Origin of the sequence: Flavobacterium rivuli WB 3.3-2 = DSM 21788 (genome assembly GCF_000378485.1) — a bacterium.
Lineage (GTDB): Bacteria > Bacteroidota > Bacteroidia > Flavobacteriales > Flavobacteriaceae > Flavobacterium > Flavobacterium rivuli.
The window spans coordinates 122,234-138,835 of the sequence record NZ_KB899968.1 but is presented as its reverse complement, the minus strand read 5'-3'; the positions used below and the strand labels follow the sequence as shown (position 1 = coordinate 138,835).

Genomic DNA, 16,602 nt, shown 5'->3' with positions numbered 1-16,602 from the left:
ACTTTTGTGTTGCAGGAGTGCGTGTGTATAACATCTTAAAAAAATATACTAAGCCCTTTTACAACACTTGTAAAGGGGCTTTTCTTTTTATACAAAACTATCAATTAAATTATTAGTCAATGAAATCTAATAGCCACAAACACTATCGTTTTGCAGTAACATACCCTATCATAATGACATGCCCGTATTGTTGTAGCCGGCAATAATAACCTGAAAAACAGACATATTAAAAAAACTAAACTGTTTCGGCATACAAATAGCAATACAGTTACAAAATAAAAATTCAACATACCTATTATAATACAATGAGCACAACAGCTATACAACAAAACCCATTTCAATCTATGCTGGACAGGTACAATACTGCAGCCGATATATTAAATTTAGAACAGTCATTACGTGAAACACTTCAGCGCCCGGAAAAACAGGTGCTTATAAATTTTTCTATAAAACTTGACAACGGCCAGGAAAAAAATTTTGAAGGCTACCGCGTTATTCACTCTACAGTACTGGGTCCATCTAAAGGAGGAATACGTTATGATACCGCTGTAAACCTTGAAGAGGTTAAAGCGCTTGCGGCGTGGATGACCTGGAAATCGGCAGTTACTGGTATCCCGTTTGGAGGTGCTAAAGGCGGAATTATAGTTGACCCTAAACAACACTCTAAAACAGAACTGGAACGCATAACCCGTGCCTACACAAAAGCATTGGCAGATGTTTTTGGTCCCGATAAAGATGTACCTGCACCGGATATGGGCACGGGGCCAGACGAAATGGGCTGGCTTATGGATGAATTTTCTTTACTGCACGGCAAACCCATTCATGCTGTAGTAACAGGCAAGCACTTAAATGCGGGTGGGTCTTTAGGGCGAACTGAAGCTACCGGCCGCGGCGTAAGCAGTGTTACTTTACTGGCAATGCAAAAATTAGGGTTGGCCATAAGCCATTCTACCGTAGCAATTCAGGGTTTTGGCAATGTAGGCCTGCACACAGCTCAGTTTTTATATGAAGCCGGGCTTAAAGTAGTTGCTGTAAGCGATATTAATACCGCCTTATACCACCCTGCCGGAATAAACATCCCGGAACTTATTTTGTATTACAATCTTAATAACAAAAGCATTACAGGATACCCAAAAGCAGAAGCTATAGAACATGACGAATTATTATTGCTGCCTTTAAACGTATTAATACCTGCTGCTAAAGAGGATGTTATTACAGCAGCTAATGCTCCTTACATAAAAGCCAGCCTTATTGTAGAAGGCGCAAATGGGCCGGTATCGAGCGATGCAGATGCTATTCTGAAAGATAAGAATATAACTGTAGTGCCAGATATTGTTGCCAATGCCGGTGGTGTAACAGTATCTTATTTTGAATGGCTGCAAAACTCACTGCATGAGTCATGGCCTATAGAGCAGGTAAACAATAGGCTAAACGATATTTTGGAGCAAAGCTTTAGCGATGTATATACTACTGCAACACAGTATGATGTAACATTGCGAGTTGCAGCCTATATATTGGCAGTAAAAAAAGTAGCACAAACATATTTACTCAACAAATCTGTAGGCAACACAGTAAGTTTTATAGAAAATTAGAATTATTAAGGGGATTAGCCTGAAAAACTATAACCATTGCGATTACGTATATTGCAATTAAAGCATCTATACTAAGTATTTAGGCAATAAAAGAGGCACGAAAATTGCAATTAAGTTAAATATAGGTACATGGCTTAAAATAAGATTTACTTTTAACACTAAGCCATATATAAAACCGTAAATTTATAATCAATTAATCCCCTAATAAAAGGAAATGAAAAATCTAAATCCCTTTTTTACAATCGGAACTGTAGGCATGATCGTGATTTCAATACTTCATATAGCATTTGCACTGATTTTAAATCTCCCTGTACATACCGTATTTATTACGCTGTACCCTGTATTTTTAGCATTCATGGCAGTAGGCTTTATGCAGGTTAAAAAAAACCAGAAAAAACTTATCCCTATAAGGGTTAAAAAATAATAAGCCTTTAAATCACGCTTAACTAAATTAAAGCCGAACCCACGTGGGTTCGGCTTTTTTTGTGCTTTTAACGCATAACCTGTATTTAACATGCAGTAAACTAATGCATGCATAATATTTTATATATTTACAATACAAACACACAAAAATGAGCTATACCGATAAAATGCTGCGCGATGGCGCGCTAAACGATAAAGTAATAGTAGTTACCGGCGGTGGCAGCGGACTGGGCAAAGCCATGACAAAATATTTTATGGAGTTGGGTGCTAAGGTTGCCATAACATCCCGCGATCTTGAAAAACTTCAAAATACGGCTAAAGAACTCGAAGAGCAAACCGGTGGGAAATGCCTTGCCGTACAGTGCGACGTTCGGCATTATGAAGAAGTAGAAAATATGCTTAAGGTAGTGCTTGAAGCTTTTGGAAAAGTAGATGTTTTGCTAAATAACGCAGCAGGCAATTTTATATCTCCTACAGAACGTTTATCGGCAAACGCTTTTGACACTGTTATAGATATCGTGCTTAAAGGATCTAAAAACTGTACGCTTGCCTTTGGCAAACACTGGATAGACATAAAACAACCATCATCGGTTATACTAAATATTGTTACCACGTATGCCTGGACAGGATCTGCCTACGTGGTGCCAAGTGCTACTGCTAAGGCCGGAGTACTGGCCATGACACGTAGCCTCGCGGTAGAATGGGCTAAATATGGCATTCGCAGTAATGCCATTGCACCCGGCCCCTTCCCTACCAAAGGTGCTTGGGACAGGCTATTGCCCGGCGATCTTCAGGAAAAATTTGACCTCGCACAAAAAGTGCCTTTAAAGCGTGTGGGCGACCATCAGGAACTGGCAAATATTGCCGCATATTTAGTATCTGATTTTTCTGCCTATGTAAATGGCGAAGTTATAACCATAGATGGTGGCGAATGGCTTAAAGGTGCAGGCCAGTTTAACCTGCTCGAAGCCATACCCGAAGAAACATGGGATATGCTCGAAGCCATGATTAAAGCAAAAAGAAATAAAGAATAATTACGGTCACAGTTTTCTGTCGCAGTTAGTTATAATTACTAACCGGCTAAAAACCGCCGCTACGACTGGGAAATAAAAAAAGGCAGAAAAAAAATCTGCCTTTTTTTATGGATTTTAATCGCTTTATTTAGACTTAGTATAAATTAATTATTTATATTTGCCCCGAATTATTATTCTTACTGAATCTAAATAAAACAACCGCATGAAAAAAATTTTACTTTCTGCAGGCATGCTTTGCGCTACTCTTTTTGCAAACGCGCAATGTGAACCTCAGACAACATTAAACGAAGATTTTACAGATTTTACTATTGGCACTACAGGTGTTTTCCCTCAAAACTGCTGGTCGTCTATATCAGGCGCAACAAGAATTTACACCGCCGAAACTGAAAGTAATAAGTATGCTGTTTTTTACAGTCTGTTTGCAGTTAATACCGATGCTTATTTAATAAGCCCTGAAGTATCTAATTTTGATGGCACACACCAACTATCTTTTGACGCATACAAACTTGGAATGGGCGGTTCAGTACCAAACGGTACCGTTTTATTACAGGTAGGTACAATTAGCGATGTAGCAGATGCTTCAACATTTGTTGCCTTTGGCGATGTAATAACTATTACTACTGCCGACGTAGAAACATATAATAATATTATAATACCATCTGCTCCTGCGGGCAGCCACATAGCATTTAAACTATCGGCTGATTCTGTACACAATGCACTTGCTATAGATAATGTTGTTTGGGATGCAGTTCCTGCCCCTGCATGTGCTGCTGTAGAAACATTAAACGAGGATTTCTCTAACTTTACAATTGCTACAACGGGTGCTTTCCCGCAAAACTGCTGGAGTGCAAGCTCAGGAATGCCATTATTATACACCGGCGAAACAGAAGACGAAACTAACCAGTATGCAGTATTTTACAGCCTTTTTGCAGCTAACGCTCCTGGCTACCTTGTAACCCCGGAAGTATCTACTATAGATGGTGCTCACCAATTATCTTTTGATACTTACAAACTTGCCGCTAACGGCGTAATACCGGAAGGCAACATTACTGTTCAAATAGGAACACTTACCAGCGCTTCTGATTTTACAACATTTACTGCCGTAGGAGAACCTATTTCTGTAACAGATACATCTGTAAATCATGCTAACATTGTTATACCGGCTTCTACTACTCAAGGCTTTATCGCCTTTAAAATTACTGCCGATGCTATACACAACGGTGCTGCTATAGATAATGTAGTATGGGAAGCAGTTCCTGAACCTGCATGTGTTGCTGTAGAAACATTAAATGAGGATTTCTCTAACTTTACAATTGCTACAACGGGTGCTTTCCCGCAAAATTGCTGGAGTGCAAGTACAGGTATGCCATTAGTATACACCGGCGAAACAGAAGACGAAACTAACCAGTTTGCAGTATTTTACAGCCTTTTTGCTGCAAACACTCCAGGATACCTTGTAACCCCGGAAGTTTCTACTATAGATGGTGCTCACGAATTATCTTTTGATACTTACAAACTTGCCGCTAACGGTGTAATACCGGAAGGCAACATTACTGTACAAATAGGAACACTTACCAGCGCTTCTGATTTTACAACATTTACTGCCGTAGGAGAACCTATTTCTGTAACAGATACATCTGTAAATCATGCTAACATCGTTATACCGGCTTCTACTACTCAAGGCTTTATTGCTTTTAAAATTACTGCCGATGCTATACACAACGGTGCTGCTATAGATAATGTAGTATGGGAAGCTGTTACGGCTGGTACAGGTACTATAAAAGCTAACAACTTTAGCGTATACCCTAACCCAACTGCAAATAAAAATGTAACCCTTACTTATAACAATATAGACAATGGCCATGTAAGTGTATACTCTCTTACAGGTGCAAAAGTTTATGAAACTACAGTAAGTGGCACAAGTAAAAACATCAACCTGTCTGCACTATCTGCAGGTATGTATGTTATTAAGTTAGAGTCAGGCAACATTTCTGCTTCACAAAAACTTATAGTACAATAAACCAACCATATATTTATTACTAAGCCGCACTGCACAGTGCGGCTTTTTTATTTAGTATTGTTAACAATTTCCGTTTTCAGGAACCATAAATAATCGTATTTTTACCGTTCCAAAATTTCAAACATAAATGGGTAAGATCATTGCTATTGCCAACCAAAAGGGCGGCGTGGGTAAAACAACAACATCGGTAAACCTGGCGGCTTCGCTGGGCGTACTCGAAAAAAAAGTACTATTGATCGATGCCGACCCCCAGGCTAACGCAAGCTCGGGACTTGGCATAGATGTAGAGACTGTTGAGATTGGCACCTACCAAATACTCGAACACAGCAGCACACCAAAAGAGGCTATCATAGAATGTTCTGCTCCAAACGTGTGGGTTATACCTGCACATATAGATCTTGTTGCAATTGAGATAGAGCTTGTAGATAAGGAGAACAGGGAATACATGCTTAAACAGGCACTGGAAAGCGTTAAAGACGAGTACGACTATATACTTATAGACTGCGCACCATCTTTAGGCCTGTTAACACTTAATGCACTTACTGCTGCCGATAGCGTTGTAATACCTATACAGTGCGAATACTTTGCACTGGAGGGCTTAGGCAAACTGTTAAATACTATAAAGAGCGTACAAAAAATACACAATCCGGAGTTAGATATAGAAGGACTGTTGCTTACCATGTATGATTCGCGCTTAAGGTTATCTAACCAGGTTGTGGAAGAGGTGCAAAAGCATTTTCATGATATGGTTTTTACCACCATCATTCAGCGTAATATAAAATTAAGCGAAGCACCAAGTTATGGCGAAAGCATTATAAACTATGATGCTACAAGCAAGGGTGCTACAAATTACCTGCAGCTTGCCGAAGAAATTATAAAGAAAAACAGTAAAGTAGGTTTATGAAAGCCATAAAAAAGCAAGCCCTTGGGAGGGGATTATCGGCATTATTAAAAGATCCTGAAAATGACATTAAATCGGTAGATGATAAAAACGCCGATAAAGTGGTGGGTAATATAATCGAACTGGAAATTGATGCCATAGAGATAAACCCTTTTCAGCCCAGGACAAATTTTAACGAAGAATCATTACGCGAATTAAGCACTTCTATTAAAGAGCTTGGTGTTATACAGCCTATTACCGTACGTAAACAGGAATATAACAAATACCAGCTTATTAGTGGGGAACGAAGGCTACGCGCATCTAAACTTGCCGGGCTAACACATATACCTGCTTACATACGTATTGCAAACGATAATGACTCGTTAGTAATGGCACTGGTAGAGAACATTCAGCGCCATGACCTTGACCCTATAGAGATTGCCCTTTCTTACCAAAGGCTTATAGACGAGATACAGCTTACACAGGAGCAAATGAGCGACCGTGTGGGCAAAAAACGCTCTACAATTGCTAATTACCTTCGCCTGTTAAAGCTTGACCCTATTATCCAGACCGGCATACGCGATGGTTTTATAACCATGGGTCACGGGCGTGCTATTATTAACATAGAAGACCACGACGCACAGGCAGATATTTACCAGAAAATTGTGAGCGAAAACCTTTCGGTACGCGAAACGGAGGCTTTAGTAAAGAGTTACCACGAGGGTACTCCTGCCCCCGCAGAAAAACTACCAGCCAAAAGCAGCTCATTTAATGTAGAGCAGGAAGAACAAAAAACGATCACTGATTTTTTTGGTGCGAAAGTTGATGTAAAGATAGACGGCAAAGGAAAAGGAAAGATCACGATACCTTTTAGCTCTCAGGAAGATTTTAACAGGATCATTAAACTTATAAAAGGTTAGTGAAAAACATACTTTTCATACTCATAACACTATTCTTTTTTTCGTTACCGGCTTTTGCGCAGGATAACGAACTAAAAGTAGATATTATAAAACAGGACTCGGTACTGCTTAAGCCTTATAAAATGGATCCGTTGGCACCTGCCAGGGCTGCATTTTATTCGGGGTTAGTACCGGGCCTTGGCCAGATATATAACAAAAGGTACTGGAAAGCACCTATTGCCTGGGGTGGTATGGGCCTTAGTATTTATTACTACAGCTGGAATAATAAAAAGTACCATGAATACCGCGATGCCTATAAAGATAAACTTGCCGGCCGTCCGGTTACAGGAACCCTGTCTGAACTTAATGGCGACAGGCTTATAAGGGGCCAGAAATTTTACCAGCGCAACCGCGACCTTTCCATGTTTTTTACCATTGGTATTTACCTGCTAAATATTGTAGATGCCAATGTAGATGCCCACTTAAAGCAGTTTAACGTAAACGAGAACCTTTCGCTGCTACCCTCTGTACAGCAAAATCAAATAGACTACAAATACAATTTAGGGCTTACCCTAAACTACAAGTTTTAACCATGAAAATTGCACTGTTAGGTTATGGCAAAATGGGTAAAGTGATAGAAAATATTGCTTTGCAAAGAGGCCACGAAATAGTTTTAAGAAAAAAAAGCAATGATAGCTTTGAAGGTCTGGAAGATGCCGATGTTGCAATAGATTTCAGTATTCCTGATGCTGCGATAGGCAATATATCGGCTTGTTTAAACAGCAATGTTCCCGTTATTAGTGGCACAACCGGCTGGCTGGAACATTACCATAATATGGCACAGCTGTGCGAAGAAAAAAAGGGTGCTTTTATATATGGCTCTAACTTTAGCCTTGGTGTAAATATTTTTTTTGAGCTTAACACCTACCTCGCTAAAATGATGGCAAACCTTAAGCAATATAAGGTATCTATGGAAGAAGTGCACCATACCCAAAAGCTTGATGCGCCAAGCGGTACTGCCATAACACTGGCTAAAGATATCATTAATAATTCTGACTATGCAGGCTGGGCCATTGGCAATCCAAAAGAAGGCGATATTTTTATTGATGCCAAAAGAGTTGAGGGTGTACCGGGCACGCATACTGTTACTTACAACAGCGAAGTAGATGCTATAGAAATTAAACATACTGCCCACAACCGTGAGGGTTTTGCGCTGGGTGCCGTTATAGCCGCAGAGTGGATTATAGGCAAACAAGGCGTTTATAGTATGAAAGATGTTTTAGGCCTGTAACATTTTTATGTAATATACTACATATAGATATAAAAAATTATAGAAGAGATGACAATAGTACAATGGTTTATATTTTTCCTTGCAGTACAGGTAGTACATTTTTTAGGCACATGGAAATTGTATCAAAAAGCAGGCAGGCAAGCCTGGGAAGCTGCTATACCGGTTTATAACGCAGTAGTTTTAATGCGTATTATTGGCCGCCCTGCATGGTGGGTAATATTGCTTTTTGTACCTGTTGTAAATCTTATAATGTTTCCGGTAGTATGGGTAGAAACATTACGCAGCTTTGGCAAAAACACCACTACAGATACTGTTCTTGGTATTGTAACCCTCGGTTTTTATATCTATTATATTAACTACACTCAGGACGTAAACCACATTAAAGAGCGCGACTTAAGGGCTAAAAGCAAAGGCGGCGACACTGTAAGCTCGTTACTGTTTGCTATTGTGGTTGCCACAATAGTGCACACTTATGTATTACAGCCGTTTAATATACCAACAGCATCATTAGAGAAAACATTGCTTGTAGGCGATTTTCTTTTTGTAAGCAAAGTTAATTATGGTGCACGTATACCCATGACGGTTGTTGCTGCCCCTATGGTACACGATACTATCCCTGTTTTAAACAAACGTTCGTACAGCAACTGGCCACAACTGCCTTACATGAGGCTGCCGGGCTTTGAGAAAGTTAAGAAAAATGACATTGTTGTATTTAACTGGCCGGCAGATACTTTAACGTATTACACAAACCCTAAAAGCGCACCGGTACATAAACCCATTGACAAAAAAACGAACTACGTAAAACGTTGCGTAGGTGTGCCCGGAGATGTTCTTGAAGTGCGTAACGGTATTGTTTATATAGGCGGGGCAGAACTTAAACTTTCTGACAGGGCTAAAGTACAGTATAGTTACACTGTTACCACTAACGGGCAGGTAGCTGCCTATGAACTTGAAAAACTTGGCATTACAGATGTAACCAAATCATACACTATTGCGCCCGGGTTTACTAACGAACAGATACAGGCTATTAAGAACTACGTTAAGGGTTACAGGCAGCAAAATGACGGTTCACTATATATTGTTACCGATTTAAATGGTATTCCGGTTGAGTTGATAAACCAGTCTCAGATAAAGCTAACCGATGGTGGCGGCAGCTCTTTTGTTGCAAACCTTACTTTTGAAAAAGCAGATAAACTTAAAAAACTTGCAGGCATAGCTTCTGTTGTAAGGGTTATAGCCCAGGACGGATCGGGTGTGTTTCCCGGTAACCAGCCTGCATGGACACAAGATAATATGGGGCCGATTACTCTGCCAAAAGAAGGAGCAACTGTTGCTTTAACTACAGAGACACTACCGCTTTACAAACTTATTATTGCCGATTACGAAAACAATGACCTTAAAGTTACGGGTAACGAAATTCGTATTAACGGTAAGGTTGCTACTTCGTATACCTTTAAACAGGATTATTACTGGATGATGGGAGATAACCGCCACAACTCTTTAGACAGCCGTTATTTTGGCTTCGTGCCCGAAAACCACATTGTAGGTAAACCGGTATTTATCTGGATGAGTTTAGACCAGGATGTTAAATGGAGCAACATAAGCAAAAAAATTCGTTGGGAGAGGCTGTTTACTACCGTGGGCGGTAGTGGCGAACCTGTATCGTATTTTAAATATTTTATTGGCTTATTAGTTGCATGGTTTGTTTTTGATTTTTTCAGAAAGAAACGTAAAACTGCAGAATAGATTTATTGATAATTCGATTATTTGTTAATTTGGTTATTTGATTTAATGGTTAATAAATTTGTTTAGAAAATGTATGTGTACTCTTTTGAAAAATTAGAGGTTTGGATTGAAGCTAAAGAATTTACCAAGACTATTTATAAGTTGACATCTGGTTTTCCTGATTCAGAAAAATATGTCTTGGTAAGCCAATTAAGAAGAGCTGCAATATCAATATGTTCTAATGTAGCTGAAGGCTCTGCAAGAAACTCTTATAAAGATAAAGCACATTTTACAGTTATGGCTTTCAGTTCAGCAGTAGAAGTTTTAAATCAGATAATTATTTCATTTGAACTTGATTTTATAACTGAAAAGCAATATCAGGACTCAAGAATTTTACTGGAGAGTATAACAAACAAGCTTAATGGTTTGCGCAATTTTCAAATTAACCAAATCAACAAATAACCAGATACCTTTATTAATGGACATTTTAATACACCCTACTTACTTTCCTTCTATAAGCCATTTTGTGGCAATGGCCAAAGCAGATTCGGTAACCTTTGAAGTGGAGGATAACTTCCAGAAGCAAACCAATCGTAACCGTATGTATATATACAGCCCTAACGGTATACAGCTACTTAATATACCGGTTAAGCATAATGTAGAGCAAGGCAGGCAAATGTTTAAGGATGTTAAGATAGAACAGGCATTTGACTGGCGTAAGCAGCATTTTAAATCGCTTGAGGCAGCTTACAGGGCTTCCCCTTTCTTTGAGTATTTTGAAGATGATATCCGCCCTGTATTCGAGAAAAAGCACACCTTTATGATGGATCTTAATTTTCAGGCTTTAGAAGTTATAACTTCTTGTCTCGGTATGGATCTTAGCTACAAGAAGACAGATGAATTTATACTGGAGCCTAAAGATGTAACCGATTTTCGTTACTTAGTGAACGGTAAGAAAGACACATCTGAATTTGAAGAATATACACAGGTATTTGGCGATAAGCATGGGTACATTAACAACCTTAGCATACTCGACCTTTTGTTTAACGAAGGCCGTTATGCGCTTGAATATTTAAAGAGCCAAAATCTATAATTTACTTTTCGTCGTCATTCTGCGCTTCAAAACAAAGGCGTGTCATTATAGGAAAATGGTCTGAATTTATGAAACTGGAAAACGTAGTATATTGTTTTACATCAATAAGTTTATCGGTAAACACATAATCTATCCGGGCAGGATAATATTTAAAATCGTATGACCTGCCAAAACCTTTCCCGGCTTCTTCAAAAGCATCATTCATATTTCCCCTCACACTACGGTAAACATAAGAAAATGCGCTGTTATTAAGGTCGCCGCAAATAATCATGGGGTATGGGCATTCATTTTTATGCTTTGCAACCAGCTCTGCCTGAAGCTGTTGTTTTTTAAATGCTGCACTAATGCGGTTAAAGATAATTTTAGATTTTTCTTCGTCTATATTTTCGTGGATATCAGGGCTTATTTTAATCGACTGCAAGTGCATGCTGTATACCCGTATGGTATCTTTACCTTTCTTAATATCGGCATAAATGGCATTATTAGCAGAACCCGGAAACTGTATATCGCCCTTGCCTATAATCTTGTAACGTGAATAGATAGCCTGCCCCGTTTGGCCGGCCATCTTAAAAATGTATTTGTATTTATAGCTCTTAAAAGAGGTATCGCCTATTTTGTTATATTCCTGCAGGCACAAAATATCCGGGTTTTGTTCTTTTATAAACGCAGGTATTTTAGTAGCAATGTCACGGTCGGGCAGCCAGTCGTATAAATTAAACAGGCGCACATTGTAGCTCATTAATGTAAAATCGTCTTTATCGGCAGGAAGTTCTTTGCCCGAGAAACGGTAAAATTTACTCACAAAAGTAATACCCAGCAAGAGTATAAGACCGCTAAGCAGCATTTGCCTCTTTGCCTGAAACATCCAATACAAAAAGCAGATAAAATTAAGCACCAACATGAGCGGCATAACCAGCGTAAAAACTGACAGCAGCGGGAAAAGTTTAGGCGCCATAAACGGCAATATGTATGCTATTACTGTTAGGACAGTAAGCACAATATTGAGAAAATAGATTACCTTATTAAACCACGAGAGTTTTTTCATTTACTGCCTTTGTGTAGTACCAAAACTACTTATTATTTACCAACTTTAAATAAAAAATCCTTCTCTTCTTTGGTAAGGCTGTCGTATCCGGAACGGCTTATTTTATCAAGAATATCGTCAATTTGTTTTTGTGTAATGCTCTTAGGCCTTGTGCCTGCAGCCTTTGGTGTAGACGGTGCAGGATTGCGGTGCACCTTTTTAAAAGGTTGTTGTTTGCGCGTTTTAAATAAACCACCCAAACCCTCTGTAATTGCAGAGATCCCTTTAGTCAGATCTGTACTGTTTTTCAATAATTTTATATAAACAAATCCAAACAATGCGCCGGCAAGGTGTGCTATATGCCCACCTGTATTTTCGGCAGAAGCATAAATTAGGTCGATTATAACAAATGCCAGGGCTATGTGCCACAGTTTAACCGTACCAATAAGCATAAGGCGAACACTATAAGTTGGTGCGTAGACTGCCGTAGCTATAAGCAATGCCATAATAGATGCCGATGCACCCACCATTTTAGTAGTTACACCCGTAAGCATGGGCAATGTTTGATAGCCCAGTATAAAAATCGCACCCGCAAAAATTGCAGAGAGAACATACACCCCAAACAATTGCTTTTGGGTAAAGAATGTAAGGAACAGCCTGCCTGCAAAAAACAGCATAAGCATATTAAACAGTATATGTGTAAAGCCGGCATGCAAAAAAGCATAGCCTATTATAGACCAGGGTTTCCAGAGTAAATCGGCAGGATTGGATGAAAGGCTGAGCCAATCGGTAGCACCGGGAATATCCCAGCGCAAAAAAGAAATATCTACATTAAGGAGCGACAAAATACTGAACACGACCATGGGGATGGCAAAAAGGCCAACGTTCCAAAAAATAAGGCGTTGCACAATGCCCCCCACCCTATATTCCATTTTTAAATCGTTTATTATGCTCATAAAGTTAGTTCCAGCGGTTGCCGTTGTATTGATTTTTTTTCCAGTACCACATCATTAAAAAGCCTAACACTGCCCCTCCTAAATGCGCAAAGTGTGCTACGCCATCGCTACTGCCGCCAAATACTGACTGCCCCCTTACTCCGGAAAATAAATCGTAGGCAAGTAGTACCGGCACAAAATATTTTGCCTTTATAGGGATAGGGATAAACATAAGCATTAACTCGGCATTGGGGAACATAAAGGCAAACGCTACAAGCAAACCATATATTGCACCTGATGCACCAAGCATAGGTATCTGATTTAATCGTGCAGCGTCAAAAAGGCTTTGAAAGCTACCGGGGTTTTGATTAACAAGATCTATCTTTCCGGCATGTGCTAAAATAGGTTCAACCTGAGCCTTAAATAAATCGCCTCTCAGATACTTTCCATCAGAAAAATTTACATTAAGTATTTCATGCAATGTATTCTTATCAAGATTAAGCATCGATGCACCATCTAAAACATGTTGTAACTCATAATAAGTAACTCCTAAATGCAATGCTGCAGACCCAAGACCACAGGAGATATAAAAGAAAATAAATTTTTTAGGTCCCCACATCTGCTCAAGCAATCCGCCAAAAGAAAATAGTGCAAACATATTAAAAAAGATATGCGGTATGCCACCATGCATAAACATGTGTGTGATCAATTGCCAAACCTTAAATTTATCGCTTTGCACCGAGTGCAGTGTTAAATAATCAACAACACCGGGAGCCAGATAACTCCCTATAAAAAAAACAATGTTTAATATTATTAAGTGCTTAACAGTCTCGGTTATACGCATCATATTGCAAATCGTTTATCAAGGTCTTCCACACTCAGGGTAATGAAAGTTGGTTTATTAAAAGGTGAAACATTGGGCTCCTTGCAGGCAAAAAGGGAGTTTACCATGTTTTCCTGCTCACGCTCGCTAAGGAGTACTCCTGTTTTAACCGCCAAACTTCGTGCCATAGATTTTGCTATGCTGTCGCTTTGGCTAAAACTGCTATCGGGTACTTCCTGCTGCAGGTCGTTTATTAATTCTTCCAGTAAAATAGAGACTTCGCTTTCGGACACATTAACCGGAAGTCCCGATACTACAATGTGGTCATGGTTAATTTCGGCAAATACAAAACCGGTATTTTGCAGCGCATCCTGCATTTCTTTAATCAGTTCCAGTTCGGTCTTGTTGTAATGCAGTACCAACGGGAATAACAATTGCTGACTTGCAGCATGTTGCACAGTTATGCTGCGCAAAAACTGCTCATACATAATGCGCTGGTGGGCACGCTTTTGGTCTATTATCAATAGCCCCGATTTTATAGGGCTTACAATATATTTTTTATGTATCTGGTAGGTTTTATACACCGCCTGCTCCACTTCGGTATCGTTAAAGAGTGAGCCGGTAACTTCCTCCGATTCAAAATTAATTTCGGCAATATCTTCCGATGATGATGTGCTTATACCGGTATACAAACTCTCCCAGGCAGGCTGCGACTGCGTTTTCCTGAACGAGGGCGACGAAAAACTTCCCGACCCCGATGACATGGAAGCCGACCTTACAGGTTTTTCTTCTACAGCAAACGGGTTATAGTTACGGTCTACATGAACTTCGGGCATTACAGCCTCTTTAGCCTCATAATTATAAGGTGTGTCAAGGTTGGCATCACGCTCAAAATCCAGCACCGGGCTCACGTTAAACTGCCCCAGGCTATGTTTTATAGACGATCGCATAATGGCGTAGAGCGCATGCTCATCGTCAAATTTTATTTCGGTCTTGGTAGGGTGAATGTTAATATCTATAGTATTGGGCGGCACATCCAGATAAATAAAATACCCGGGCTGGCAGCCGTCTTTAAGCAGGCCTTCGTAAGCCGCCATAACGGCATGGTGCAGGTAGCCACTTTTTATAAAACGGTTGTTTACAATAAAAAACTGCTCGCCCCTGTTTTTCTTGGCAAACTCCGGCTTGGTTACAAACCCCTGAATCTCTACTATCTCAGTACTTTCTTTAACAGGAACAAGTTTCTCGTTGGTACGTCCGCCAAAAATGTTTACAATACGCTGGCGGGTATTGCTTGCCGGCAGGTTAAACATTTCGCTGCCATTGTGGTACAGCATAAAACTAATGTTGGCATGTGCTAAGGCAACACGCTCAAATTCGTCTACAATATGCCTAAACTCTACTGTGTCGCTTTTTAAAAAATTGCGGCGTGCAGGGATATTAAAGAACAGGTTTTTTACGGAAAACGACGTGCCCTTAGGCAATACCGCCACTTCCTGCGAGGTAAATTTACTCCCCTCTATAACAAGGTGTGTACCCAGCTCTTCCTGCTCCTGCCTGGTTTTAAGCTCTACGTGGGCAATAGCCGCAATAGAAGCAAGTGCCTCTCCCCTAAAGCCTTTAGTATGCAGCGAGAAAAGGTCTTCGGCAAGGCGAATCTTGGATGTGGCATGGCGCTCAAAGCACAGCCGCGCATCGGTAACGCTCATACCCAGGCCATTATCTATAACCTGCACAAGGGTTTTACCGGCATCTTTTACAATGAGTTTAATCTCTGTAGCGCGGGCATCAACAGCATTTTCCAATAATTCTTTAACCACCGATGCCGGCCGTTGCACCACCTCTCCGGCAGCGATCTGGTTGGCAACATGGTCTGGAAGTAACTGTATAATGCTCGACATTGTATGGTTTTATAACGGTAATATTAGTAGCCCAAAGTTACATATTTATTGTGGAATGGGGAAGGATGCTGGTTTTGAAATGTGGGCGTAGGGTAATTATTTATTTTTTAGATGAATGGGGCTTGCGGGGCTTCGCTTAAACCACATTACTTAAATTTATCCTAAACATTATCTTACAGATTATATAAGTTTATGAAATTATTTTACCTTCACACCACAATTTTTAACCAACAAACCACCAGATGAGTTCTAATTTTTTTGATGCTAACAGCTTTTTCATTGATGAGAAAGTAAACATGTTTAAATTTGAAAACCAGTACAATGTATTTAACGACAAAGGCGAAAATGTAGGCGCCATTAAACAAAAGCTTACTGCAGGGCAAAAAGCACTAAGGCTAATACTTAATAAACCTATGCTGCCGTTCCTGTTGGAAATTCAAAATGCAGAGGGCGGCGTAGAGGCTACGATATCGCGCGGATGGACGTTCTGGATGTCAAAAATTACCATTGCAGATCCTAAAGGAACAGTATTGGGAACTATTAAACAGAAGTTTAAATTCTTTAAGCCTACTTTTCAGATATACAACCCATCAGAGGTTCTTATTGCCGAAATTACCGGCGACTGGAAAGCCTGGAATTTTACCATTCAGGATGCTAAGGGAGCGCAAATTGGTGTGATCTCTAAAAAATGGGCAGGTGCCTTAAAAGAGATTTTTACCACCGCAGATAAGTATAACGTTATGGTAAGCCCTGACTATCTTGACAGGGAAAGTAAAATTGCCATACTTGCAGGCGCTATAACCATAGATATGGTACTTAAGGAAAGCAAGTAACATTTACGATATTTTTTACCAAACCACCCCATAGTTACGGGTGGTTTTTTATTGGTATTAAAAAATATGATATCCTGAAATTATTGGTTTATAAAATAATATTTCATAATTTGCATAGATATTATATTC

16 protein-coding genes are annotated in these 16,602 nt (G+C 39.7%); 12 read left to right on the top strand and 4 right to left on the bottom strand.

Going from position 1 to position 16,602, the window contains the following annotated elements; translation table 11 throughout:
• Window positions 1-305: 305 nt before the first annotated feature.
• The 11 genes from F565_RS0107300 to F565_RS0107250 all read left to right on the top strand — a co-directional run bounded on the left by F565_RS0107300 (window position 306) and on the right by F565_RS0107250 (window position 10,957).
• Window positions 306-1,592 (top strand): Glu/Leu/Phe/Val family dehydrogenase, encoded by a 1,287-nt coding sequence (locus F565_RS0107300; RefSeq protein ID WP_020212555.1) that lies wholly within the window; start codon window positions 306-308, stop codon window positions 1,590-1,592.
• A 214-nt stretch (window positions 1,593-1,806) separates the two neighbouring features.
• Window positions 1,807-2,016: a hypothetical protein gene (locus F565_RS22835; protein WP_154652557.1), complete on the top strand. Its 210-nt coding sequence runs from the start codon at window positions 1,807-1,809 to the stop codon at window positions 2,014-2,016.
• 148 nt (window positions 2,017-2,164) lie between these two features.
• The gene (locus tag F565_RS0107290) at window positions 2,165-3,049 is read left to right on the top strand and encodes an SDR family oxidoreductase (RefSeq protein WP_020212553.1); all 885 of its coding nucleotides are present in this window, start codon (window positions 2,165-2,167) and stop codon (window positions 3,047-3,049) included.
• 202 nt (window positions 3,050-3,251) lie between these two features.
• Window positions 3,252-5,069: a T9SS type A sorting domain-containing protein gene (locus F565_RS0107285; RefSeq protein ID WP_020212552.1), complete on the top strand. Its 1,818-nt coding sequence runs from the start codon at window positions 3,252-3,254 to the stop codon at window positions 5,067-5,069.
• A 127-nt stretch (window positions 5,070-5,196) separates the two neighbouring features.
• Window positions 5,197-5,973, top strand: coding sequence for a ParA family protein (locus tag F565_RS0107280; protein WP_020212551.1), 777 nt, complete (start codon window positions 5,197-5,199; stop codon window positions 5,971-5,973).
• The gene (locus F565_RS0107275) at window positions 5,970-6,869 is read left to right on the top strand and encodes a ParB/RepB/Spo0J family partition protein (protein WP_020212550.1); all 900 of its coding nucleotides are present in this window, start codon (window positions 5,970-5,972) and stop codon (window positions 6,867-6,869) included. The genes F565_RS0107280 and F565_RS0107275 overlap by 4 nt, the downstream gene beginning before the upstream one ends.
• The gene (locus F565_RS0107270; RefSeq protein WP_020212549.1) at window positions 6,869-7,438 is read left to right on the top strand and encodes a DUF5683 domain-containing protein; all 570 of its coding nucleotides are present in this window, start codon (window positions 6,869-6,871) and stop codon (window positions 7,436-7,438) included. Before F565_RS0107275 ends, F565_RS0107270 begins: the two co-directional genes overlap by 1 nt.
• 2 nt (window positions 7,439-7,440) lie before the next feature.
• The gene (gene dapB / locus F565_RS0107265; protein WP_020212548.1) at window positions 7,441-8,139 is read left to right on the top strand and encodes a 4-hydroxy-tetrahydrodipicolinate reductase; all 699 of its coding nucleotides are present in this window, start codon (window positions 7,441-7,443) and stop codon (window positions 8,137-8,139) included.
• 48 nt (window positions 8,140-8,187) lie between these two features.
• Complete coding sequence (gene lepB / locus F565_RS0107260) at window positions 8,188-9,885, top strand: signal peptidase I (RefSeq protein ID WP_020212547.1); 1,698 nt, start codon at window positions 8,188-8,190, stop codon at window positions 9,883-9,885.
• Window positions 9,886-9,954: 69 nt separating this feature from the next.
• On the top strand, window positions 9,955-10,326 hold the full coding sequence (locus tag F565_RS0107255; protein ID WP_020212546.1) for a four helix bundle protein: 372 nt from the start codon (window positions 9,955-9,957) through the stop codon (window positions 10,324-10,326).
• 16 nt (window positions 10,327-10,342) lie between these two features.
• Complete coding sequence (locus F565_RS0107250; RefSeq protein ID WP_020212545.1) at window positions 10,343-10,957, top strand: WbqC family protein; 615 nt, start codon at window positions 10,343-10,345, stop codon at window positions 10,955-10,957.
• Between the two features lies 1 nt (window position 10,958).
• Here F565_RS0107250 and F565_RS0107245 read toward each other — a convergent pair whose 3' ends face one another.
• From F565_RS0107245 to mutL, 4 genes are read right to left on the bottom strand one after another with little or no spacing between them, the layout of a single operon-like run.
• Window positions 10,959-12,002: an endonuclease/exonuclease/phosphatase family protein gene (locus F565_RS0107245; protein ID WP_020212544.1), complete on the bottom strand. Its 1,044-nt coding sequence runs from the start codon at window positions 12,000-12,002 to the stop codon at window positions 10,959-10,961.
• A 32-nt stretch (window positions 12,003-12,034) separates the two neighbouring features.
• Complete coding sequence (locus F565_RS0107240) at window positions 12,035-12,937, bottom strand: rhomboid family intramembrane serine protease (RefSeq protein ID WP_026299935.1); 903 nt, start codon at window positions 12,935-12,937, stop codon at window positions 12,035-12,037.
• 4 nt (window positions 12,938-12,941) lie between these two features.
• Complete coding sequence (locus tag F565_RS0107235) at window positions 12,942-13,763, bottom strand: rhomboid family intramembrane serine protease (RefSeq protein ID WP_020212542.1); 822 nt, start codon at window positions 13,761-13,763, stop codon at window positions 12,942-12,944.
• Window positions 13,760-15,640, bottom strand: coding sequence for a DNA mismatch repair endonuclease MutL (mutL, locus tag F565_RS0107230; RefSeq protein ID WP_020212541.1), 1,881 nt, complete (start codon window positions 15,638-15,640; stop codon window positions 13,760-13,762). The genes F565_RS0107235 and mutL overlap by 4 nt, the downstream gene beginning before the upstream one ends.
• Before the next feature lie 242 nt (window positions 15,641-15,882).
• Between mutL and F565_RS0107225 the strand changes: the two genes are divergently transcribed.
• Window positions 15,883-16,473 carry an LURP-one-related family protein gene (locus F565_RS0107225; protein ID WP_020212540.1) on the top strand — a complete coding sequence of 197 codons (591 nt, stop codon included), beginning with the start codon at window positions 15,883-15,885 and terminating at the stop codon, window positions 16,471-16,473.
• The last annotated feature ends 129 nt before the right edge of the window (window positions 16,474-16,602 follow it).